The 22,365-nt window shown below is 70.7% G+C and carries 21 protein-coding genes; 15 read left to right on the forward strand and 6 right to left on the reverse strand.

All coding sequences use genetic code 11. From position 1 onward, the window contains the following. Positions 1-4 precede the first annotated feature (4 nt). Positions 5-694 carry a hypothetical protein gene (locus ASD11_RS10945; protein WP_056287020.1) on the forward strand — a complete coding sequence of 230 codons (690 nt, stop codon included), beginning with the start codon at positions 5-7 and terminating at the stop codon, positions 692-694. On the opposite strand, the gene ASD11_RS10950 is transcribed toward ASD11_RS10945, so the two are convergent. Both ASD11_RS10950 and trpS read right to left on the reverse strand, forming a co-directional pair. After that, positions 695-1,204, reverse strand: a complete 510-nt coding sequence (locus ASD11_RS10950; RefSeq protein WP_056287022.1) for a 2'-5' RNA ligase family protein — start codon at positions 1,202-1,204, stop codon at positions 695-697. Between the two features lie 3 nt (positions 1,205-1,207). Further along, positions 1,208-2,236 (reverse strand): tryptophan--tRNA ligase, encoded by a 1,029-nt coding sequence (gene trpS / locus ASD11_RS10955; RefSeq protein WP_156464686.1) that lies wholly within the window; start codon positions 2,234-2,236, stop codon positions 1,208-1,210. Between the two features lie 73 nt (positions 2,237-2,309). Between trpS and galK the strand changes: the two genes are divergently transcribed. From galK to ASD11_RS11010, 11 genes are all read left to right on the forward strand, one after another. Beyond that, positions 2,310-3,431, forward strand: coding sequence for a galactokinase (gene galK, locus ASD11_RS10960; RefSeq protein WP_056287030.1), 1,122 nt, complete (start codon positions 2,310-2,312; stop codon positions 3,429-3,431). Between the two features lie 12 nt (positions 3,432-3,443). Next, positions 3,444-4,307, forward strand: a complete 864-nt coding sequence (locus ASD11_RS10965) for a prephenate dehydratase (RefSeq protein ID WP_056287033.1) — start codon at positions 3,444-3,446, stop codon at positions 4,305-4,307. Further along, positions 4,307-5,452, forward strand: a complete 1,146-nt coding sequence (locus ASD11_RS10970) for a GNAT family N-acetyltransferase (protein WP_056287036.1) — start codon at positions 4,307-4,309, stop codon at positions 5,450-5,452. Before ASD11_RS10965 ends, ASD11_RS10970 begins: the two co-directional genes overlap by 1 nt. Before the next feature lie 122 nt (positions 5,453-5,574). Further along, on the forward strand, positions 5,575-6,141 hold the full coding sequence (locus ASD11_RS10975) for a PadR family transcriptional regulator (protein ID WP_056287037.1): 567 nt from the start codon (positions 5,575-5,577) through the stop codon (positions 6,139-6,141). Further along, entirely contained in the window at positions 6,123-7,622 is a 1,500-nt protein-coding gene (locus ASD11_RS10980; protein ID WP_056287039.1) for a DHA2 family efflux MFS transporter permease subunit, read from the forward strand. The genes ASD11_RS10975 and ASD11_RS10980 overlap by 19 nt, the downstream gene beginning before the upstream one ends. 73 nt (positions 7,623-7,695) lie before the next feature. Continuing rightward, positions 7,696-8,535 carry a formyltetrahydrofolate deformylase gene (gene purU / locus ASD11_RS10985; protein ID WP_235503303.1) on the forward strand — a complete coding sequence of 280 codons (840 nt, stop codon included), beginning with the start codon at positions 7,696-7,698 and terminating at the stop codon, positions 8,533-8,535. Between the two features lie 139 nt (positions 8,536-8,674). Then, positions 8,675-9,715, forward strand: a complete 1,041-nt coding sequence (locus ASD11_RS10990; RefSeq protein WP_056287040.1) for a sulfate ABC transporter substrate-binding protein — start codon at positions 8,675-8,677, stop codon at positions 9,713-9,715. Further along, the gene (gene cysT / locus ASD11_RS10995) at positions 9,712-10,569 is read left to right on the forward strand and encodes a sulfate ABC transporter permease subunit CysT (RefSeq protein ID WP_056287043.1); all 858 of its coding nucleotides are present in this window, start codon (positions 9,712-9,714) and stop codon (positions 10,567-10,569) included. The genes ASD11_RS10990 and cysT overlap by 4 nt, the downstream gene beginning before the upstream one ends. A 4-nt stretch (positions 10,570-10,573) precedes the next feature. Continuing rightward, the gene (locus tag ASD11_RS11000) at positions 10,574-11,392 is read left to right on the forward strand and encodes a sulfate ABC transporter permease (protein ID WP_235503304.1); all 819 of its coding nucleotides are present in this window, start codon (positions 10,574-10,576) and stop codon (positions 11,390-11,392) included. Then, entirely contained in the window at positions 11,382-12,353 is a 972-nt protein-coding gene (locus ASD11_RS11005) for a sulfate/molybdate ABC transporter ATP-binding protein (RefSeq protein ID WP_056287045.1), read from the forward strand. Before ASD11_RS11000 ends, ASD11_RS11005 begins: the two co-directional genes overlap by 11 nt. A gap of 86 nt (positions 12,354-12,439) precedes the next feature. Continuing rightward, a complete protein-coding gene (locus tag ASD11_RS11010) occupies positions 12,440-13,420 on the forward strand; it encodes a hypothetical protein (RefSeq protein ID WP_056287046.1) in 981 nt (326 codons plus the stop codon). On the opposite strand, the gene ASD11_RS11015 is transcribed toward ASD11_RS11010, so the two are convergent. Continuing rightward, positions 13,318-14,520: an MFS transporter gene (locus tag ASD11_RS11015; protein WP_056287047.1), complete on the reverse strand. Its 1,203-nt coding sequence runs from the start codon at positions 14,518-14,520 to the stop codon at positions 13,318-13,320. The genes ASD11_RS11010 and ASD11_RS11015 overlap by 103 nt on opposite strands. Before the next feature lie 129 nt (positions 14,521-14,649). On the opposite strand from ASD11_RS11015, the gene ASD11_RS11020 reads away from it, so the two are divergent. Together ASD11_RS11020 and ASD11_RS11025 are read left to right on the forward strand one after the other, a co-directional pair. Further along, positions 14,650-15,954 (forward strand): HNH endonuclease signature motif containing protein, encoded by a 1,305-nt coding sequence (locus tag ASD11_RS11020; protein WP_082554302.1) that lies wholly within the window; start codon positions 14,650-14,652, stop codon positions 15,952-15,954. Between the two features lie 30 nt (positions 15,955-15,984). Continuing rightward, on the forward strand, positions 15,985-17,163 hold the full coding sequence (locus tag ASD11_RS11025; RefSeq protein WP_056287049.1) for a winged helix DNA-binding domain-containing protein: 1,179 nt from the start codon (positions 15,985-15,987) through the stop codon (positions 17,161-17,163). 69 nt (positions 17,164-17,232) lie between these two features. Here the strand turns inward: ASD11_RS11025 and ASD11_RS11030 are convergent, their stop codons facing one another. Genes ASD11_RS11030 through ASD11_RS11040 form a run of 3 tightly spaced genes read right to left on the reverse strand, consistent with a single transcriptional unit; the run spans position 17,233 to position 20,654 of the window. Then, complete coding sequence (locus ASD11_RS11030; RefSeq protein WP_082554303.1) at positions 17,233-17,841, reverse strand: GNAT family N-acetyltransferase; 609 nt, start codon at positions 17,839-17,841, stop codon at positions 17,233-17,235. Between the two features lie 4 nt (positions 17,842-17,845). Next, on the reverse strand, positions 17,846-20,062 hold the full coding sequence (locus tag ASD11_RS11035) for an NADP-dependent isocitrate dehydrogenase (RefSeq protein WP_056287050.1): 2,217 nt from the start codon (positions 20,060-20,062) through the stop codon (positions 17,846-17,848). 43 nt (positions 20,063-20,105) lie between these two features. Further along, a complete protein-coding gene (locus tag ASD11_RS11040) occupies positions 20,106-20,654 on the reverse strand; it encodes a DUF3558 domain-containing protein (RefSeq protein ID WP_056287053.1) in 549 nt (182 codons plus the stop codon). 83 nt (positions 20,655-20,737) lie between these two features. On the opposite strand from ASD11_RS11040, the gene ASD11_RS18665 reads away from it, so the two are divergent. Further along, on the forward strand, positions 20,738-22,339 hold the full coding sequence (locus ASD11_RS18665; protein ID WP_056287055.1) for a helix-turn-helix domain-containing protein: 1,602 nt from the start codon (positions 20,738-20,740) through the stop codon (positions 22,337-22,339). Positions 22,340-22,365 lie beyond the last annotated feature (26 nt).

The following is a 22,365-nucleotide window of genomic DNA, read 5'->3' on the forward strand; positions in this document are numbered from 1 at the left end:
ACCCATGAAGCTTCGCCACGCACTCGCCGCCGGCCTGACCTGCCTCGTCGCGCTGACGGCCTGCGGCGGCTCCGACGACGCAGAGTCCGACGACCCGGAGCAGAAGTCCTCGTCCTCGTCCAAGGAGTCGGCAGCGAGCCTCCTCGCCGACGCCAAGAAGGAGATCGGCGCGAGCAAGGCCTTCCGCATGAAGGGCTCGATCGACGACGACGGCGACCGCGGACAGATCGACATCACCTACGCCGGTGACGACGTGCAGGGCTCCTTCTCCATCGGCTCCCAGGGCTCGTTCGAGCTCGCCCTCGTCGACGACGCGTCCTACGTGAAGGGCTCGAAGCAGTTCTGGACCGACAACGCCGACGCCGAGACGGCGGATCGCTTCGCCGGGAAGTGGGTCACGAGCACGAGCTTCGGCGACCTGGCCGACGAGTTCTCGCGCGACTCGTTCGTCGACGAGATCTTCGAGCCCGAGGGCAAGGTCACCATCGGCCCCGACAAGACGATCAACGGGGTGGACTGCATCACCCTCGTCGACAACGAGAAGGGCAAGAAGTCCTATCTCTACCTCGATGCCGAGGACCATCGACCGCTGCAGATCAGCCAGGACGGCGGCGACGTCGTCATCTCCTACGAAGGCGTCACCCTCCCGGAGAAGCCGGCCGCCGTCCTCGACGTCGACGCGCTCGCGGGCTGATCACGCCAGCGGGAAGGTGACCTGCGGGGTCCAGCCGGTCTCGTCGTCGTGGAGGTACAGGGCGAACGCGTCCACGGTGAAGGTGCACTCGAAGTCGGCGAGGTCCTCGTAGGCCTCGTCGAGCACCGAGTCCACGAGGTGGTGGGCGACCGTCACGTGCGGGTGGAAGGGGAAGTCCGGCACGGGGGCGTCGATCGCCACGCGGACCCGCTCGGCAAGCTGCTCCGTGGGTGAGACGCCGTCGGCCACCGCCACGTAGACCACCGGGGTGACCGGCCGGAACGAGCCCGTGCCCCGCAGGGTCATGGAGAAGGCGTCGGTGGCACCGGCGGCGTCACGCAGCGACGCGGCCACGGCGTCGACCCCGCCGTCCTCGACCTCGACGGGCGGCGACAGCGTGACGTGCGTGGGGACGGTGGCGGCCTGGGGGTCGCCGAAGTAGGCCCGCTTGCTGCGCAGCAGGGGGCCGAAGGGCTCCGGCACCTCGATGGCGACGCCGACGGTGGGCACGGCTCAACGGCTCCCGGCCGGGGCGACGAACCCCGATCGCTCGTAGACGAGCTCGAGGGTGGGGACGGCGACGCTGCGGGCCTGCTCGGCGCCCTGGGCCAGGACGCGGTCGAGCTCGCCCTTGTCGTCGAGCAGCTCGCGGGTGCGGTCGCCGAACGACTGGACGAAGTCGCCCACGAGCTCGCCGAGCGCCACCTTGAGGTGGCCGTACTGCTGTCCCTCGAACTCCGCGACGACATCGTCGACCGGACGGTCGGTGAGCGCCGAGAAGATCGTGAGCAGGTTGGCGATGCCGGGCTTCTCCTGCGGGTCGAAGCGGATCTCCGTGCCGGAGTCCGTGACGGCGGAGCGCACCTTCTTGGCCGCCTGCTTGGCGGTGTCGGTGAGGTCGACGACGCCTGCGTGGGAGGCGTTGGAGCCGCTCATCTTGGCCGTCGGGTCCTGCAGGTCGTAGATCTTGGCCGTGGCCTTGACGATGTGGGCCTCGGGGACCGTGAAGGTCTCGCCGAAGCGGTGGTTGAAGCGCTGCGCGAGGTTGCGGGTGAGCTCCACGTGCTGACGCTGGTCCTCGCCCACGGGGACGCGGTCGGCCTGGTAGACCAGGATGTCGGCGGCCATGAGGATCGGGTACGTGAAGAGGCCGACGCTCGAGGAGTCCTGGCCCCCCTTGGCGCTCTTGTCCTTGAACTGGGTCATGCGGCTCGCCTCGCCGAAGCCCGTGACGCCGCCGAGCACCCACGCCAGCTGGGCGTGCTCGGGCACGTGGCTCTGGACGAAGAGCGCACTGCGGTCGGGGTCGACGCCGGCCGCCAGCATCTGCGCGGCGGCCACGTAGGTCCGCTCGCGCAGCAGCGCCGGGTCGTACTCGACCGTGATGGCGTGCAGGTCGGGGACGAAGTAGAAGGCCTCGAAGTCGTCCTGGAGCGCGACCCACTGCTTGAAGGCACCGAAGTAGTTGCCGAGGTGGTACGAGTCGGCCGTGGGCTGGGCTCCGGAGAGCACGCGCGGCCGACGAGGGGAAGCGTCGGGCATGTCGAGCATTCTGCCAGGACCCGCTGTGGAGCGTTCCACCCCTCGGGCGGGACCACCGCCTAGGGTCGAGCGGGTGAGCGACTCCCAGAGCGTCCGGACGTGGCGCGTCCCCGGCCGCGTCAACCTCGTCGGCGAGCACCTCGACTACAACGGCGGACCCTCGGTCCCGTTCGCGATCGACCGGTTCGTCACCCTCAAGGCCCGTCCGCGCGAGGACGACGCCGTCAACGTGTGGAGCACGCTCCCCGACGGGTCGCGGCAGAAGGCCGACTTCACCACGTCGGTGCAGCCGGGCGACGTCGACGGCTGGGCGTCGTACCCGGCCGGCGCGGTCTGGGCGCTCGTGCAGGCCGGTCACCCCGTGGGCGGGCTCGACCTCGTGCTCGAGTCCGACCTCCCGTCCGGCGCCGGGCTCTCCTCCTCGGCCGCGCTCACCGTGGGAGTCACCGCGGCGCTCGACGAGATCGCCGGGCTCGGGCTCGACCGCACCGCCATCGCGCTGTCGGCCCAGCGCGCCGAGAACGACTTCGTGGGGGCGCCCACCGGCTCCATGGACCAGCTCGCCGTGGCCCACGGCCAGGCCGGGCACGCCGTGCTCACCGACCCCTCCACCGATCCGCCGGGAACGAGCCTCGTGCCGTTCCAGATCGCCGACGACGGGCTCGCGATCGTCGTGATCGACACGGGCGTCTCGCACGACCACGCCACGGGCGGGTACGCCGACCGTCGCCGGGAGAGCGCCGAGGCCGCCGCGCTCCTCGGCCTGGAGCACCTGGCCCAGGCCGGTCTCGACGCGCCCTACAAGCTCGAGGACGAGACGCTCAAGGCCCGCGTCCGCCACGTCATCACCGAGACCGCCCGGGTCAGGGCGAGCCTGCGGGCCCTCACCGACCGCAGCTGGGCGCAGCTGGGCACCATCCTCACGGCCTCGCACGAGTCGCTGCGCGACGACTACGCCGTCAGCTGCGCCGAGCTCGACGTGGCTGTGGAGACCGCCATCGAGGCGGGCGCGCTCGGAGCCCGCATGACCGGCGGAGGATTCGGCGGCTCGGCCATCGCGCTCGTGGAGACCGCCGACGTCGAGCGCGTCCGGGCCCTCGTGGGCGAGCGGTTCGAGTCCGTGCAGTGGAGGCGGCCCGCCACGTTCGTGGTGCAGCCCGCCGACGGTGCCACGCTCGTCACCGGCCAGGGCTGACACACTGGGGCCGTGAGCACGCGCATCGCCTACCAGGGCGAACCGGGAGCCAACTCCCACCTGGTGATCAACCAGAACTACCCCGACGCCGAGCCGGTGCCCTGCGCCTCGTTCGAGCACGTCTTCGCCGCCGTCGAAGGTGGCCAGGCCGACCTGGCCATGATCCCCATCGACAACTCGCTCGCCGGTCGTGTGGCCGACATCCACCACTTCCTGCCCACGTCGGGCCTGCACATCATCGCCGAGCACTTCCTGCGCATCCAGTTCGCGCTCATGGCCACCCCCGCCACGACGCTCGCGTCGATCCGCACCGTCCACTCCCACGTGCACGCGCTCGGCCAGTGCCGCCGCATCATCTCCGAGCACGGCTGGCGTCCCGTCATCTCCGGCGACACCGCCGGTGCCGCCCGAGAGATCGCCGAGGCCGACGACGTCACGCAGGCCGCCATCGCGCCGCCGCTCGCGGCCGGTATCTACGGTCTCGAGATCCTGGCCAACGACGTCGAGGACGAGGACCACAACACCACCCGCTTCGTCGTCCTCTCGCGTGAGCCGCGCCGGGCCGCGGCCGGGAACGGTCCCGTCGTCACGAGCTTCATCTTCAACGTGCGCAACCTGCCGGCGTCGCTCTACAAGGCGCTCGGGGGCTTCGCCACCAACGGCGTCAACCTCACCAAGCTCGAGAGCTACATGGTGGGCGGCACGTTCAACGCCACCCAGTTCCTCGTGGAGGTCGACGGCCACCCCGACGACGTCGGCGTGCGGCGGGCGCTCGACGAGCTGACCTTCTTCACCACCGACATCCGGATCCTGGGCGTCTACCCCGCCGACCCCTTCCGCGCCGAGAGCGTCCTGTTCGCGAGCGACCCGGCCTGATGCACCCGTCCCTCTCGGGACCCGCGCTCCCCTGGCCGCTGTGCGTCCCCGTCCTCACCGACGGGGAGATCACGCTGCGAGCCCACACGCGCGACGACCTCGAGCCGATGCTCCAGATGGCGCAGGACGAGGAGATGCAGCGCTGGACCGCCATCCCGGTCCCGCACACGATCGAGCAGAGCGAGGAGTTCGCGCTGTCCGTGGTCCCTCGCGCCTGGGACCAGGGGACGGCGCGCGGCTGGGCCATCGAGGCGCCCGACGCCCACGGACGGCCTCGCTACGCCGGCAACATCGATGTGCGGGGCAACGGCGTGGCCGACGTCGGCTTCGCGCTGCACCCGTGGGCCCGCGGCCGCGGCGTCATGGTCCGCGCCGTGCAGCTCGCCGTCGACTGGACCTTCGCCGAGGGCGTGGCCGAGGTCGTGCACTGGCGCGCGCACGTGGGCAACGAGGCGTCGCTGCGCGTGGCCCACCGGGCCGGCTTCACGCTCCACGGCACCACGCCGGGGCTGCTGTGGGAGCGCGGACGAGCCGTCGACGCGTGGACGGCGTCCATCCGGTTCGGTGACGCACCGCTCCCCCGCACGCGCTGGCTCGACTCGGTGCTCGAGAACGACCGGCTCCGGCTGCGGCCGTTCAGCGAGGCCGACCTGCCGCGGGTCGTCGAGGCGTGCAGCGACCCCGTCACGCGGCACTGGCTGCACCACCTCCCGCACCCCTATACCGCGGGAGACGCTCGGGACTTCCTCCACCGGGAGGTCTGGTCGAGCGCCACCGGCACCAAGGCGTCGTGGGTCGTGGCCGACCGCGCGACCGACGCCCTGCTCGCCCACGTCGCGATCATGGACCTCGGCGGGCTCGACCCGCTCCACGGCGAGGTCGGCTACTGGACGCACCCGGACGCCCGGCGACGCGGCGTCATGACCGAAGCGGTCGGGCTCGTCCGCGACTGGGCCTTCGCCCCCCTCCACGAGAACAGCGGCCTGGGCCTGCAGCGGCTGTCGCTCTACGCCGCCGTGGAGAACGAGGCCAGCAACCGTGTGGCTCAGGCCAACGGGTTCACCCGGTTCGGCACGCAGCGCGAGGCCGAGCCGCTCGGAGACGGCACCTATGCCGACCTCGAGGGCTACGAGCTCCTCGCCTGACCTGCTCCCGGACCGGGGGCTCGCGTTGTGTCGGTGGTGAGCGCCACACTCGAGATTGGTTGCGGAGCACATCCATCAGGCCATATATTCCACCTGGAATATTTCGACTGGAAGGGCGCGGGATGACCTCGTTGAAGCCATTGGCCGTCGCGGCCCTGGCCCTGCTCAACGAGCGACCCATGCACCCCTATGAGATGTACCAGCTGCTGCTCGAGCGCCAGGAGGACCACCTCGTCAAGGTCCGGCCCGGCTCGCTCTACCACGCGGTGGAGCGCCTCCACGGCGAGCAGCTCGTCAGCGTCGTGGGCACGGAGCGCGAGGGCAACCGGCCCGAGCGCACCACCTACGCCATCACCGAGGCCGGGTACGACGCGCTCGTCGCCCAGCTCCGGGAGTGGCTCAGCACGCCCGTCAACGAGTACCCGCGGTTCCCGCTGGCCCTCGCCGAGGCACACAACGGGCCGGCCGACCTCGTCGTGTCCGACCTGCGCACCTACGTGAAGAACCTCGACGTCGACCTCGAACGACTGCAGGAGGGCGTCGCGCACGCCCGCTCCCGCGACGTGCCCGAGGCCTACCTCATCGAGGCCGACTACCTCCACACGATGAAGCTCGCCGAGCGCGAGTGGATCACCCAGCTCATCAGCCGCATCGAGACCAAGGACCTTCCATGGCAACCGAGACAGTGAACCCCCAGCCCACGGGCGGTCGTCCGACGTCCGACCTCCCACCCGACTACAAGCCCTGGCCCGCCCTGCTCGCCATGGTCATCGGGTTCTTCATGATCCTGCTCGACAACACGATCGTGTCGGTCGCGACGCCCGACATCATCCGCGACCTGGACACCGACTTCACGACCGGCATCTGGGTCACGAGCGCGTACCTGCTCGCCTACGCCGTGCCGCTGCTCATCACGGGACGCCTCGGCGACCGCTTCGGCCCCAAGAACGTCTACCTCGTGGGCCTCGTGATCTTCACGGGCGCCTCGCTGTGGTGCGGACTCACCAGCTCGATCGACGGCCTCATCGTGGCGCGCGCCGTGCAGGGCGTGGGCGCCTCGCTCATGACTCCGCAGACGATGGCCGTCATCACCCGCACGTTCCCGGCCGCCAAGCGTGGCGGAGCCATGGCGCTCTGGGGCGCCACGGCCGGCGTGGCCACGCTCGTCGGCCCTATCCTCGGCGGCGTCCTCGTCGACGCGGCCGGCTGGGAGTGGATCTTCTTCATCAACGTGCCCGTCGGCGTGGTGGCCTTCGTGCTCGCCTGGCGGCTCGTGCCCACGCTGCCCACCCACGCCCACAGCTTCGACCTGCTCGGCGTCGCCCTCAGCGGCGTCGGCATGTTCCTCCTCGTGTTCGGCATCCAGGAGGGTGAGCGCTACGACTGGGACGCCGCCATCTGGGGCCTCATCGTCGGTGGCATCGTGGTGTTCGCGCTCTTCCTGTTCTGGCAGAGCAAGATCAAGACCGAGCCGCTCGTCCCTCTCGGCCTCTTCCGCGACCGCAACTTCTCCGTGGGCAACGCCGGCATCGCCCTCGTCTCCATGGCCATCACCGCCATGAGCCTGCCGTTCATGTTCTTCGCGCAGGGAGCCCGCGGCTACAGCCCCACCGAGGCCGCACTGTTCATGACGCCCATGGCCGTCATCCTCATGGGCCTGTCGCCCTTCGTGGGCCAGCTCGTCGACCGGGTGCACCCGCGGAGCATCACGCTCGTGGGCTTCGGCACCGCCACCGTCGCGATGGGCTGGAGCGCCTACCTCATCGACCCCGACACCCCGGCGTGGCAGCTCCTGCTCCCCATGGCCCTGTTCGGCGTCTCCAACGCGTGCCTGTGGGCACCGCTCAGCGCCACGGCCACGCGCAACCTGCCCATGGCGTCGGCAGGTGCCGGTGCCGGCATCTACAACACGACGCGCCAGGTGGCTGCGGCCCTCGGCTCCGCCGCCGTGGCCGCGCTCATCGGCTCGCGCCTCGCGGCCAACGGCCTCTCGGGCGACACCGACTCGGCGGCGTCGGCCGGCGGGCAGGCCATGCCGCACGACATCGCCGAGAAGTTCTCGACCGCCATGTCGCAGGCCTACTGGCTGCCCATCGCGGCCTTCGCCGTGGGCATCGTCGTGGTGCTGTTCTTCGCCAAGCCCACCCACGAGGGCCACGGCGGCCACTGAGGCCGCATCAGCGCAGACAGGACCAGCCTCCGCCGAAGGCGGACGAGACCAGCACAGCCCTAGGATCGGTCGGGTGACCTTCGTCCTCACCCTGACCTGTCCGGACCGTGCTGGTCTCGTCTATGCCGTCACGCGCTGGATCGCCGAGGGCGGGGGCAACATCCTCGACAGCCAGCAGTTCACCGACACCTCCGACGCCGAGTTCTTCCTGCGGGTGCACTTCGAGCACGGTGCCGACGTCGACGCCCTGCGCTCGGGCTTCGCTCCGGTCGCGGACGAGCACGCCATGGACTTCCGGATCGTGGTGGCCGAGGCGCCGCTGCGCACCCTGGTCCTGGTGTCCAAGGAGGGCCACTGCCTCAACGACCTGCTCTACCGCCAGAGCACAGGGTCGCTGCCCATCGAGATCCCGGCCGTCGTCTCCAACCACCCCGACCTCGAGAAGATGGCCGCGGCCTACGAGACCCCGTTCCACCGGCTCACGGTGACGCCGGAGACCAAGGCCGAGTCGGAGGCGGAGATCCTGCGGCTCGTCGACGAGCTCGACGTCCAGCTCGTCGTGCTCGCCCGTTACATGCAGATCCTGAGCGACGACCTCTGCCGGTCCCTCGCGGGCCGCGCGATCAACATCCACCACAGCTTCCTGCCCAGCTTCAAGGGCGCCCGGCCCTACCACCAGGCCCACGACCGGGGCGTGAAGCTCATCGGAGCCACCGCCCACTACGTCACGGCCGACCTCGACGAGGGCCCCATCATCGACCAGGGCGTCCTGCGCGTCGACCACCGCATGACCCCGGCCGACCTCGCGCGCGTGGGCCGCGACGTCGAGGCGCAGACCCTCTCGCGCGCTGTCAAGCTGCACGCCGAGGCCCGCGTCCTGCGCAACGGACCGCGCACCGTGGTGCTGGACTGACGGCGTGCCACACGCATTCGTCCCACGATGTGTCGAAATATCCCACATCGTGAGATTGGTCGGGACGCGCTCCGTTCCGTTCTAGGTTCGTGGCTCGAAGCGCGACGTACTCGTGGCGCCCGACCTCGAAGGACCAGGCATGAAGCTCTCCCCCCGCAGACGACTGACCACGGCCGTGGCCCTCGCCGCCAGCGCGGCGATGCTCACCGGTTGTGCCCCGTCCGGCAGCTCCGACAGCGACGACTCGAAGACCCAGCTCTCGCTCGTCGCCTACTCCGTCCCCAAGGCAGCCGACGGCGCGCTCGAGAAGGCCTTCGGCCAGACCGACGAGGGCAAGGACGTCAGCTGGAAGCAGTCGTACGGAGCCTCCGGCGACCAGAGCCGCGCCGTGGTCGGCGGCTTGAAGGCCGACGTCGTCCACTTCTCGCTCACCCCCGACACCACGCGCCTCGTCGACGAGGACCTCGTCGCGAAGGACTGGGACCAGAACGCCACGAAGGGCATCCTCTCGACCTCCGTCGTGTCGCTCGTGGTCCGCAAGGGCAACCCGAAGAACATCAAGACCTTCGCCGACCTCGCCAAGCCGGGCGTCGGCATCGTGACGCCCAACCCCGGCTCCTCGGGCTCGGCGCGCTGGAACATCCTGGCGGCCTACCAGTCGGTCATCGCCGACGGTGGCTCCGAGGCCGACGCGCAGGCCTACCTCAAGAAGCTCTTCGCCAACGTCAAGGCGCTGCCCGGCTCCGGCCGTGACGCCACGACCGCCTTCCAGGGCGGAACGGGCGACGTGCTCCTCTCCTACGAGAACGAGGCGATCTTCGCCCGTCAGAGCGGCGAGGACGTGGACTACGTGATCCCCGAGAAGAACCTGCTCATCGAGAACCCGGCCGCCGTCACCACCAAGGCGCCCCAGGCCGCCAAGGACTTCCTCGACTTCGGCTTCAGCGCCGCCGGTCAGAAGATCTTCGCGCAGTACGGGTTCCGGCCGGTCGAGGGCGTGGACGGCGTCGAGGTCGGCGACGTGAAGGGCGCCAACGACCCGAGCAACCCGTTCCCCGAGGTCACGACGCTCTTCACGATCGACAAGACCTTCGGCGGCTGGGAGGCCGCGAACACGAAGTTCTTCGACGAGAAGAGCGGCATCATCACCAAGATCATCTCGGCCTCCGGGAAGTCATGACCACGGAGATCCTCGCGCCCCCGACCCCGACGCCCACAGGGCGCCGGGGTCGGGGGCGTGCCCGCACCAACACGTTGACGCGTCAGTCCGGGCTCGGGCTCGGCCTGGCGCTCACGTGGTTCAGCCTGCTCGTGCTGATCCCCCTGGCCCTCATCGTGATCCAGGCGGCCGACGGCGGCTGGGCCACCTTCCGGGACACCCTCACCGACGACCAGACGTTCGACGCGCTGCGGCTCACCGTGGAGCAGTCGCTGCTCGTGACCGTCGTCAACGTGGTGATGGGGACGCTCATCGCGTGGGTCCTCGTGCGCGACCGCTTCTGGGGCAAGCGGCTCCTCGAGGTCATCATCGACATCCCGTTCGCCCTGCCCACCATCGTGGCCGGCCTCGTGCTCCTGAGCCTCTACGGGCCGCGCAGCCCGATCGGCATCGACGTCAGCAACACCGAGCGCGCGGTCTTCCTCGCCCTCCTGTTCGTGACGCTCCCCTTCGTCGTGCGCACCGTCCAGCCCGTGCTGCTCGAGCTGGACCCCGAGGTGGAGCAGGCGGCGGCCTCCCTGGGCGCCTCGCAGCTCACGACGGTGCGCCGCATCATCCTGCCGGCGCTCGCCCCCGCCATCACGGCCGGCGCGGCCCTCAGCTTCGCGCGGGGCATCAGCGAGTACGGCTCCCTCGTCCTGCTCTCGGGCAACCTCCCCCACACCTCGGAGGTCGCCTCGGTGCGCATCCTGACCTACATCGAGAACGGCAACGAGGCCGCAGCCGCCTCCGTGGCCGTGCTGCTCCTGCTGGTGGCGCTGGCCGCCATCCTGGCCCTGCAGCTCGTCAACCGCTGGGTGGCCCGCCGTGGCTAGTCACGTGACGCCCCCCAAGACCGCCGGCACCTACGCCCGCCGCGGCCTCGTCGTCGTCTACCTCTTCCTGCTCGTCGCGTGGCCCGTGGGGCTCGTCGTCCAGAAGACCTTCGACGGCGGCCTCGAGAACCTGCAGGCCGCGTTCTCCGACCCCGACGTGGTGTTCGCCCTGCAGCTCACGGTCTACGTCGCCGTCTGGGCCGTCGTCATCAACACCGTCTTCGGCGTCGGCATCTCTCTGCTGCTCGTGCGGCAGGAGTTCCCCGGCAAGAACCTGCTGTCGGCCTTCATCGACCTGCCGCTCTCGGTCTCGCCCGTCGTGGTGGGCCTCGCCCTGCTCCTCGCCTACGGCGGGAGCAACGGGGTGTTCGGTCCCGCCCTCGAGGACGCAGGTCTGCAGATCGCCTACGCGACGCCCGGCATCATCCTGGCGACCGCCTTCGTGAGCCTGCCGCTCGTCATCCGCGAGATCGTGCCCGTGCTCCAGGAGGTCGGCGCCGAGCAGGAGCAGGCGGCCCGGAGCCTGGGCGCCGGCTCGTGGCAGACCTTCCGCCGCATCACCCTGCCCTCCATCAAGTGGGCGCTGCTCTACGGCGTCGTGCTGAGCCTGGCGCGCGCGCTCGGCGAGTTCGGTGCCGTCAAGATCATCTCCGGCAACGTCGTGGGCCAGACCCAGACCGCCACGCTGATCGTCGAGCAGAAGTACCAGGACTTCGAGCAGGGCGCCGCGTACGCGACGTCGTTCCTGCTCGCACTCATCGCGGTGGCGGCTCTCGTCGTCGTCACCTTCCTGCGACCCGAGGAGAGCCCCGATGGGGATTGAGATCGCTGGCATCACCAAGAAGTTCGGCGACTTCGTCGCTCTCGAGGACATCGACCTGTCCATCCCCAGCGGGCAGCTCACGGCCCTGCTCGGGCCGAGCGGTGGCGGCAAGTCGACCCTGCTGCGCATCATCGCGGGGCTGGAGTCCTCGGACTCGGGATCGGTGGTCATCGAGGGCAACGACGCCACGAGGCTGCCGGCGCAGAAGCGCAACGTCGGCTTCGTCTTCCAGCACTACGCGGCCTTCAAGCACCTCAGCGTCCGGCGCAACATCGCGTTCGGGCTCGAGATCCGCAAGCGGCCCAAGAACGAGATCAAGGCGAAGGTGGACGAGCTCCTCGAGCTGGTCCACCTCACGCAGTGGGCCGACCGGCTTCCCTCGCAGCTCTCCGGCGGCCAGCGTCAGCGCATGGCCCTGGCTCGGGCGCTCGCGATCGAGCCCACCGTCCTCCTGCTCGACGAGCCGTTCGGAGCGCTCGACGCGAAGGTCCGCAAGGAGCTGCGTGACTGGCTGCGGCGCCTGCACGACGAGGTGCACGTGACCACGGTCTTCGTGACGCACGACCAGGAGGAGGCCCTCGAGGTCGCCGACTCCCTCGTCGTCATCAACGAGGGCCGCATCGAGCAGGTGGGCACGCCGGACGACCTCTACGACAAGCCGGCGAGCGACTTCGTGCTGAGCTTCCTGGGCCCGGTCACGACGCTCGGGGACAAGCTCATCCGCCCGCACGACATCGACATCTCGCGCTACGAGCAGGCGGCCACCGCGGTGGGCACCATCACGCGGTGGACGCGGGTCGGGTTCGAGATCCGTCTCGAGGTCACGCCCGAGGACGTCCTGCACCCCGAGCCCGTCCAGGTCGTGGTGACCCGCGCCGAGGCCACGGCACTCGACCTGCACGAGGGCGACCGCGTCTGGCTGCGCCCGCAGGTCGGCGCGGACCAGGTCGCCGGGCACTGACCCCGACGACGCCCCGGTCCGTCCCCAGGGTCGGGCCGGGGTGGTCACCGACAGCCGCAGCGCTGATCGGCACGCAGGCTGGAAGCATGTCCTCGAACCTGCCGGCGAGCCCGCCCGAGATCTCTCGGGCCCGTGTGGTCGTGAGCGCCCTCGCGATCGCGGGCACCCTCCCCTACCTCGTGCTCAAGGTGCTCTGGCTGAGCGGCAGCCGCGTGGGTCTGCTCGATCCCGAGTTCGGTCGCAGCACCACGATGCACGTGGCCAACGCGGCCACGTTCGCGATGGACGCGGTGGCCGTGCTCCTGGCCGTGGCGTTCGCGAGCCGTCTCGCCGAGCGTGTCCCCACCGCGGCGCTCCTCGCGCCGATGTGGATCGGGACGGGCCTCCTGGCCCCGATCCTCGTCATCGTGCCGCTCCAGCTCCTCGTGGGCGTCCCCGAGACCTCCGGGTCCGGCTCGGAGGCCATCGCCGGCTGGGTCTACGCACTCGTCTATGCCGGCTTCCTGTGGCAGGGCGTCTTCCTGCTCCTCGCCTTCGGCCTGTTCGCCCGGGCCCGCTGGGGATCCGTGGCGAGGACCCCGCTGCCCCGGGCCCCGTGGAGCCTCCTCACGACCGTGGCCTGCGCGCTGCTCCTGACGTCGGCCGCCCTGCTGACGGCTGACGCGCTGGCCCACGCACCGGTCGCCTGGCCCAACCTGTCGGGGGACGTCGCAGCTGCTCTCGTCGCGGTCGTGGGCCTCGTGCTGCTCCACCGAGGAGCTGCCGCCCGATGGGTTCCTGCCGTCGCGGTCTGGGTGGGCTCAGGGGCGACGTCCGCGTGGGGGCTCTACCAGCTCGTGCTCGCCACGGTCCCGAACGACCTGGTCACGAGCGACTCCGGGGCTCTCGACGTCTCGACCCAGGCGGTCCGGGTGGCCGCCGGGCTCGTGACCCTCGTGGCGGCACGACGGATGGGCAGGCAGGATCAGGCCGACGACCGGGCGCGCCGTTCGGCGGCCAGGCCCACGAGGAAGATCACGAGCCCCACCGAGGCGAGGGCGACTCCCACGAGGCTCGTCGGGCGGTAGCCGAAGCCACCGGCGATCACGAGGCCGCCGAAGTAGGCGCCGAGCCCGTTGGCGATGTTGAGCGAGGAGTGGTTGAGCGCAGCGCCGATCATCTGGGCGTCGCCCGCCACGTGCATCAGCCGGATCTGCAGGGCGATGGCCAGGAGCGAGCCGAGCGCACCCACGCACAGCACGAGCACGAGGGCCGGGACCAGGTAGCCGGCCGTGAAGTAGAAGGCCACGAGCACCACGACGGTGGCGACGAAGCTGCCGATCACGGTCTTCTCGACGTCCCAGTCCGCCAGCACGCCGGCGCCCCAGGACCCCAGCACGGAGCCGATGCCGAAGGCCAGCAGGAAGACCGCGACCCAGCCCCGTTCGAGCTCGGTGACGTTCGTGACGATCTTGGCGATGTAGCTGTACATCGCGAAGAGACCGCCGAACCCGACCATGCCGGCGCCTGCGGCGAACAGCACCTGCGGACGCTTGAGCGCCGAGAGCTCACGGCGCAGCGAGGCCCCACGATCGGCGGCCGAGTGCGGGACGAAGATCGCGATCATCGCCGCAGCGGCCATCGCGATGCCGAGGACGGCCCAGTAGGCCGCGCGCCAGCCGAGCCCCTGGCCGAGCAGCGTGCTGGCCGGGACACCGACGACGGTGGCGACCGACAGGCCGAGCATGACCGAGCTGACAGCGCGGCCCTTGAACTCGGGCCGGACGAGCGATGCCGCGAGCAGGGAGGCCACCCCGAAGTAGGCGCCGTGCGGCAGCCCGGCCAGGAACCGGGCGCCCATGACGGGCCAGTAGCCGCTCGCGACCGCCGTGACGGCATTGCCGACACCGAGGGCGAGGATGAGACCGATGGCCAGCTCCCGCTTGGGCAGACGGGCGCCGAGCGACACGATGATCGGCGCTCCCACGACCACGCCGAACGCGTAGGCCGTGATGATGTGGCCCGTGGCGGGGATGGACTCGTCGATGCCCTTGGCGATGTCGGGCAGCAGGCCCATCGTCATGAACTCGGTGGTACCGATCGCAAAGCCGCCGAGTGCCAACGAGATGAGCGCGAGCGTCACGTGGCGGACGCGGCTGGGCGTCTGCGGGGCTTCGAGAGTCGTCACGATCTAGTGCAGCACAGTGCGGCACGGGATTGTTCCTGGTGTGGGCGAGGTCATCCCGCAGCGCCACCTCGTTCGAGATTCATGCCAGAGGGTCTTGCCTTATTCAAACACCCATACTAATATGGGTCCATGACCGCGGCTCTGATCGACTCCCACCCCCTGGTGGCTGGTGTCTCGGCGCTGCATGCGGATCTGGACGCGATGCCGACCGACGCCTGGTCTGGGCTCGAGACCTCGGAAGTTCGTCGCCTGACGGCGGAGCTGACCCGGGTCGAGGCCCGAGTGGCTGCGCAGAAGATGGCCGCCGTGCGGGCTCTGGAGTCCTCAGGTGCTGCGCGGAAGGCCGGCGCCACCTCCACCGGCAACCTGCTGGCCAGGGACTTCGGGGGCGACGAAGCAGCCGGGCATCGGTTGGTGAAGACAGCGCAGAAGCTCGAGTCCACCACCCACACACAAGATGCCCTGGCTCGGGGTGAGGTGACGTTCGAGCAGTCCTCGGTGATCGCCAAAGGTCTGGACAAGCTCCCAGCCGACGTGACCGTTCAGCAACGCGACCTGGCGGAGCGGACGTTGTTGAAGGATGCAGAGCGGCTCACCATCAAGGACCTGCGGCGCCGCACCGACCGGCTCATGGACGTCTACGCGGCCAAGCCCGACGTCGACGCCCACGAGAACGAGCTGCTCGTGCATCGCGAGCGGCTGGCGAGGCAGAACGCGTACTTTCGGATGTGGGACGAGAAGAACGGCATGTTCCGAGGCGAGTTCGAGCTCCCCGAGGCCGAGGCCGTGATGCTCAAGACCGCCGTCGACGCCCTCGCCGCCCCGTCCCGCGCCCACCTGTCGGACCCGGACGCGACCTTGGGTCCTGTTCCCGAGGACAGTGAGACCGACCCGGCCAAGAAGATGGGCCGCGCGTTCACCGACCTCTGCTCCCACCTCCCCATCGACCAGCTCCCCTCCAACGGAGGCGTCGGAGCCCAGGTCGTCGTGACGCTCGAGCACGACACGCTGGTCGGCGGGATCGCACCAGCCACGCTGAGCGACGGCACCCGATTGAGCGCCTCGCAGGCCCGCAAGCTCGCCTGCCGGGTCGGGATCATCCCCATGGTCCTCGACGGGAAACCCCTCCCCCTCGACTACGGACAGTCCAAGCGGTACTTCGAGAAGTACCAGCGCATCGGCCTGGCCAACCGCGACGGTGGGTGCTCGTTCCCCACCTGCGACCGGCCACCCGAGTGGACCGAGGCACACCACCTCACGCCCTACTCCGTCGGAGGCAAGACCAACCTGCAGGACGGCACGCTCCTCTGCACCAGACACCACCACCACGTCCACGACACCCACTGGGAGTCACGCACAGCACCCGACGGCCACATCGAGTGGAGACCACCCGGAACAACTAGCTGGCAGCGCAACCCCCGCAACAGGGCATGACCTGTCTGTGTCCGGCGATAGCGTGCACTGATGCGGACCTTCGACGAGGCAGAGCGGCGCGACAGGGTCGGCGTGCGTCATGCCCTGGCCCCGGGCCACGAAGCCTCTGACGTGCTCGGGGCGGCTGCCGCCGTCGTCGCCCTGCACGGGACCGACCCCGCGTCCACGGTGCTCTCGGCCGTGCTCCGCGCGCCCGGCACCTCGCCCGACGACGTCGTGACCGCTCTGTACGACGACCGGTCCCTCGTCCGGGTGCTCTCCATGCGTCGCACCGTCTTCGCGGTCCCGCCGGAGCTCGCCGTGGCCTGCCTCGGGTCGAGCCTCGCCGTGGCCAAGGACGAGCGACGCAAGCTCCTCAAGCTGCTGGTGCTCAACGGTGTCGCAGACCCCGAGGCACACCTGGCGCGGGCTGAGGGCGAGGCGCTCGAGGTCTTCGCCCAGCACGAGTCCGTCACCACCACCCTCCTGGCCGAGACCTCTCCCCTGCTCGCCACCCGGCTCATGAACGGCCCACCCACCGACACGTGGGCCACCGAGGTCTCCTACGCCTCGCGCATCCTGCTGGTGCTCTCGTCCTCAGGTCAGGTGGTCCGGGGTCGGCCGCGCGGCGGCTGGACCTCCACCCAGTTCGCCTGGAGCCTCTCCGAGCGTTGGCACCCAGCGCTCGCCGAGCGGCCCGACCTCCCCACGGCTGCTCGTACGCTGGCGGAGGCCTGGCTCCGCCGCTACGGGCCAGCCACGCTCGAGGACCTGCAGTGGTGGACCGGGTGGACCAAGACACTGACCCGCCAGGCCGTGGCCGACCTGCCGCTCACCGACGTCGACCTCCAGGGAGCTCCCGGCGTCGTCCTGGCCGACGACCTCGAGCCGGTCCCGGCGCCGGAGCCGTGGGTCGCCCTGCTGCCGGCCCTCGATCCCACCATCATGGGCTGGAAGCACCGCGACCACCTCCATGCGGCCCACAAGCCGCAGGTCTTCGACGTCAACGGCAACGCAGGACCCACGGTGTGGGCCGACGGCCGGGTCGTCGGCGGCTGGGCCCAGCGCGACGACGGCGAGGTCGTGACCCACCTGCTCGAGGACGTGGGGTCCGAGACGGCCGCCGCCGTGCAGGTCCGCGCTGCCCACCTCACGCAGCTGCTCGGCGACGTACGCCTCAAGGCCCGGGCCCGCGGCTGGACGCCCGTCGAGAAGCTCCTGCGCGCCTGAGCCCTGGCAGGCCACCCGCCTCCGCCGCGCCGGCTACGAGCGAGCCCTACCGTGCCCTCGCCCAGGCGGTCACGGGACGGCCGGGCCGGCGGGATCGTCGTGCAGGATCCGCTGGAACAGGACCTGGTCCTGCCACCGCCCGGCGATGAAGAGCATCCGCGGCGCCAGGCCGTACCGCTCGAAGCCCGCGCGCTCGAGCACCCGCTGCGAGACGACGTTGTCCACCAGGGTCCCGGCCTCCAGCCGGTGCAGACCCATCACGCCGGCACGGTGCGCGGCGAACTCCACCAACGCCCCGGCGATCCCTCGCCCGGTGTGTTCCTGGTCCACCCAGTACCCGATGCTGGCGGACTGCAGGACGCCGCGCACGATGTTGTTCAGGTTGAGCCGAGCCACCACGTCGTGACCGTCGAGCAGCAGCCACGCGTCCACCAGTCCCCGGTCGACAGCGTCCCGCTGGCGCTCGATCTCGTCGAGCTGGCCGACGGCGGTGAAGAACAGCTCGGAGCGCAGCGGCTCCCACCGGCGCAGGTGCTCCTCGTTGCGTCGGTAGGCCGACGCGAGCGCAGCCGCGTCCGAGACCCGCACGGGGCGGAGCTCGAACGCGGCCAGCGCTGTGCTGGTCTGCCGCCCACGGCCCGGCACCCCCGCCGGACCGTCCTGCCGATCAGCCGCCATGCGGTCAGACGCTCAGGGAGTCCAGGATCGAGTTGAGCGTGCCCGACGGGCGCATGACCTGGGTGGTCTTCTCGGCGTCGGGGCGGAAGTAGCCGCCGATGTCGGCCGGCTTGCCCTGCACGGCGAGCAGCTCGTCGACAATGGTCTGCTCGTCGGCGCGCAGCTTGCCCGCGATGTCGGCGAAGGCCGCAGCCAGCTCGGCGTCCTCGGTCTGCTTCGCCAGCTCCTCGGCCCAGAAGAGCGCGAGGTAGAAGTGGCTGCCGCGGTTGTCGATGCTTCCGAGCTTTCGTCCGGGCGACTTGTTCTCGTCGAGGAACGTGCCGGTGGCGCGGTCGAGGGTGTCGGCCAGGACCTGGGCCCGGGCGTTGTCCGTGGAGGTGGCGAGGTGCTCGAAGCTCGAGGCCAGCGCGAGGAACTCACCCAGGCTGTCCCAGCGCAGGTAGTCCTCCTTGACGAGCTGCTGCACGTGCTTGGGCGCCGAGCCTCCGGCGCCCGTCTCGAAGAGGCCGCCGCCGTTGATGAGCGGGACGATGGAGAGCATCTTGGCGCTCGTGCCGAGCTCCAGGATGGGGAACAGGTCGGTGTTGTAGTCGCGCAGCACGTTGCCGGTGACGCTGATGGTGTCCTCGCCCCGACGGATGCGGTCGATGGAGAACTGCGTGGCCTCGTCGGGCGGCATGATCTCGATCTGCAGGCCCTCGGTGTCGTGCTCCGGCAGGTACGTCTTGACCTTCTCGATGAGGGTGGCGTCGTGGGCACGCGACGGATCCAGCCAGAAGACGGCGGGAGTCTGCGACGCCCGGGCGCGGGTCACGGCGAGCTTGACCCAGTCGCGGATCGGGACGTCCTTGGTCTGGCACGCGCGCCAGATGTCGCCGGCCTGGACCTGGTGCTCGAGGAGCACCGCGCCCGACCCGTCGACCACCTGGACGGTGCCGTCGGACTCGATCTCGAAGGTCTTGTCGTGGCTGCCGTACTCCTCGGCCGCCTGCGCCATGAGCCCGACGTTGGGCACCGAGCCCATGGTGGTGGGGTCGTAGGCGCCGTTGGCGCGGCAGTCGTCGATGACCGTCTGGTAGACGCCCGCGTAGCTGCTGTCGGGGATGACGGCGAGGGTGTCGGCCTCCTGGCCGTCGGCGCCCCACATGTGGCCCGACGTGCGGATCATGGCCGGCATGGAGGCGTCGACGATGACGTCGCTCGGCACGTGCAGGTTGGTGATGCCCTTGTCCGAGTCGACGTAGGCCAGCGCGGGCCCGTCGGCGATGCCGGCCTCGAAGGCGGCCTTGATCTCGGCACCGTTGGGCAGCGCGTCGAGCCCGGCGAGGATGCCGCCCAGACCGTTGTTGGGGCTCAGGCCGGCGGCGGCGAGGTCGTCGCCGTACCGGGCGAAGACGTCGGCGAAGAAGGCCTTCACGACGTGGCCGAAGATGATGGGGTCGGAGACCTTCATCATGGTGGCCTTGAGGTGGACCGAGAAGAGCACGCCGTCGGCCTTGGCCTTGGCCACCTGCTCCGTCAGGAACGCGTCGAGCGCCGCGGCGTTCATGTACGTGGCGTCGACGACCTCGCCGGCCAGGACCTTGACCGACTCCTTGAGCACCGTCGTGGTGCCGTCGGCGGCGACGTGCTGGATGGTGAGGGTGCCGTCCTCGGGCACCACGACCGACTTCTCGTTGGAGCGGAAGTCGTTCTCGCCCATCGTGGCGACGCTGGTCCGGGAGTCGCTGCTCCAGGCGCCCATCGAGTGCGGGTGCTTCCGGGCGTAGTTCTTGACCGAGGAAGGAGCCCGGCGGTCGGAGTTGCCCTCACGCAGGACGGGGTTGACGGCGCTGCCCTTGACCGAGTCGTAGCGGGCCTTGACGTCCTTCTCGGCGTCCGACGTGGGGTTGTCGGGATAGTCCGGGAGGTCGAGACCCTGCTGCTTCAGCTCGGCGATGGCCGCCTTGAGCTGCGGCATGGAGGCGCTGATGTTGGGCAGCTTGATGATGTTGGCCTCGGGCGTCTTGGCCAGCTCACCCAGCTCGGCCAGGGCGTCGGGCGCGGCCTGGTCGGCGGGCAGCAGGTCGCCGAGGGCCGCGATGATGCGGCCGGCCAGCGAGATGTCGCGGGTCTCGACCTCCACGCCGGCCGTGGAGGCATACGCCTCGACGACCGGGAGGAAGGAGTAGGTCGCGAGCATGGGTGCCTCGTCGGTGAGCGTGTAGATGATCTTCGCCATGGGCCCCACGCTATCGCCTGGACCGTGACCCGCTCGCGAGAGGTCAGCCGAGCTTCTCGACCGCGATCGTGAGCGTCTTCGCCGCCGCGTCGGACAGCTCCTCCTCCGTGCCGCCGAGGGCGTTCGCGCTGACGAGCAGCCCGCTCACCTCCGCGACGGAGGCCGCCTGGAGGCTGCCGCCGTAGACCGTCGCGCCCGAGGCGACGACCGCGCGATCACCGACGCCGGGCAGGTCCTTCTTGGCGAACGTCTCGTACGAGGCCTTGAGCCCGGCGACGTAGGACTCGAAGCCGCCACCCTCGTCGGCGCGAAGCACCGTCACGGCGACCCTCAGTGCACGGGGATCCTCGGGCTTGTAGGTGCATCCTCCGCCGGGGTCCTGGCTGGCGACGAGCGTCGAACCCACGGCGGCGCTGACGTCGGCGTCGGACAGGACCGCGCAGACGTCCTCGGGCGCCTCGGCGGCCTTCTCGCCCGCCTGCGGCGAGGAGGTGCCCGTGGCAGCGGGGCTGTCGGCGTCGGAGGAGTCGTCGCCTCCACAGCCGGTGAGCAGGACGAGGGAAGCCACCGCAGCGGCGGACCAGAGGCGCATGCCGCCACTGTGGCCGCCACGACCGGCCGCCGGTAGTGGTGATTCCGCGTAATCACAGGTTCGGCAGGACTACGATGCGGCGCATGGACGCAGGTTCGAAGGAGATCCTGGCTCGCCTCGTGCGAGAACGCTCCGGCGTCCCGGTCGAGCTGCCCGAGCCGCGGTCCACGCTCGACCACACGCTGCTGGCGCTCACCAGGTTCTGGGTGGGCGACTTTCCCGGTTGCCTGAAGGCCGCGGACGACGCCGAACGACGAGCCGAACGCCCCCTCGACGAGGTCCTGGCCGTCGCGGCGCTCGGTCTCGCGGTGGCCGGTGAGCCCGCAGCCCATGGACGTGCCGACTGGGAGCGGTCACTCGAGGTCCTGGCCTCCCACGACGACGGCGGAGCCGACTGGTCGTTCGCCCGGTACCTCGTCGCAGAGGCCGCGCTGGATGGTGCCCGCCTCGACGTCGCGATGCGGGCGGCCGAGGGGTCGTCGTGGTCCTGCGCCTGGGCCGGTCACCCGTACGAGGTCATGATGCTCGCCACCGAGACCCGGGCAGCCGGGTTCACCGGGCGCATCGACGACGCCCTCACCGCTCTCGACCGCCTGAGACCGGCGGCGAGACGGCACGGGCTGTCGCCGCTGGCCGATGCCGTGGCCATCCTCCTCACGGGCAACGCGGACCGGGCCGACGAGACGCAGCAGCTCATCGACACCCTCGTGGCCGAGCAGGTGCCGGCCGTCGACTACCTCGGTCGTGGGGTCTACCTGCTCGCCGCGTTCGGGGCCATCTCGATCGACGACGTCGGGCAGGCTGCGAGCCTGCTGCTCCTCGTCGACGACGACGCCGCACTGTCGCACCTCACGATCATCGACCGTGCCATCGGGCTCGAGCTGTTGACCAACGCCGCCGTCGCGGCGGACGACGCGGACGCCGCCCACGCCTGGCTCGAGGCCTCGCTCGAGATCGCCGACCACCCCATCGCCTTCCCCGCCTGCGCGCGGCTCCGCTCCCGGGTGGCACTGCACGACGGCGACGCGACGGCCGCCGTGGAGCACGCGGAGCGCGCCGTCGAGGCGGCCCGCAGCGAGGGCAGAGGGATCGAGGTGGCCGAGGGCGCCGTGGTGCTGGCGCGGGCCAGGATCGCCGCACACCAGGTGGCGGAGGCCTCCCGAGGACTGCGCGAGGAGGTGGAGCACTCCGACGAGACGGGTCACCGCGCCATGCGCCGCTCGGCGGGCCAGGTCCTTGCCGGCGCTCGCCGCCGCCTGCCTCCGCGGAGCGCGGGCGGCTGGTCCGAGCTCTCGGTGCGGGAGCGCGAGGTCGCCGAGCTCGTCCTCGCCGGGCTCGACACGCGCGACATCTCGCAGAAGCTCTTCCTCTCCCCCGCCACGGTCCGCACCCACCTCTCCCGCATCCTGTGCGCGTTCGGCGTCAGCAGCCGCATCGCGCTCCTGGCCTCGGAGGGACCGCGCGGGGAGCAGCCGCCTCCGCCGCGCGACCTCACACCGCGCCAGAGCGAGGTCGTCGGTCTCGTCGCCCGCGGTCTCGACAACGCCGAGGTGGCCGCTGCCCTGGGTGTCAGCGTCAAGGCGGTGGAGAAGCACGTCGGCGACGCCCTGCGCCGCTGGGACGTGGCGAGTCGCTTCGAGCTCGCGCGGGTGCACCTCGGGGCCGACGGTGGGGATCGCGCGTAATCACGGCGGAACCGGTCCGCGCACCG

The sequence above is a fragment of the Aeromicrobium sp. Root495 genome (assembly GCF_001426755.1).
Classification (GTDB): domain Bacteria; phylum Actinomycetota; class Actinomycetes; order Propionibacteriales; family Nocardioidaceae; genus Aeromicrobium.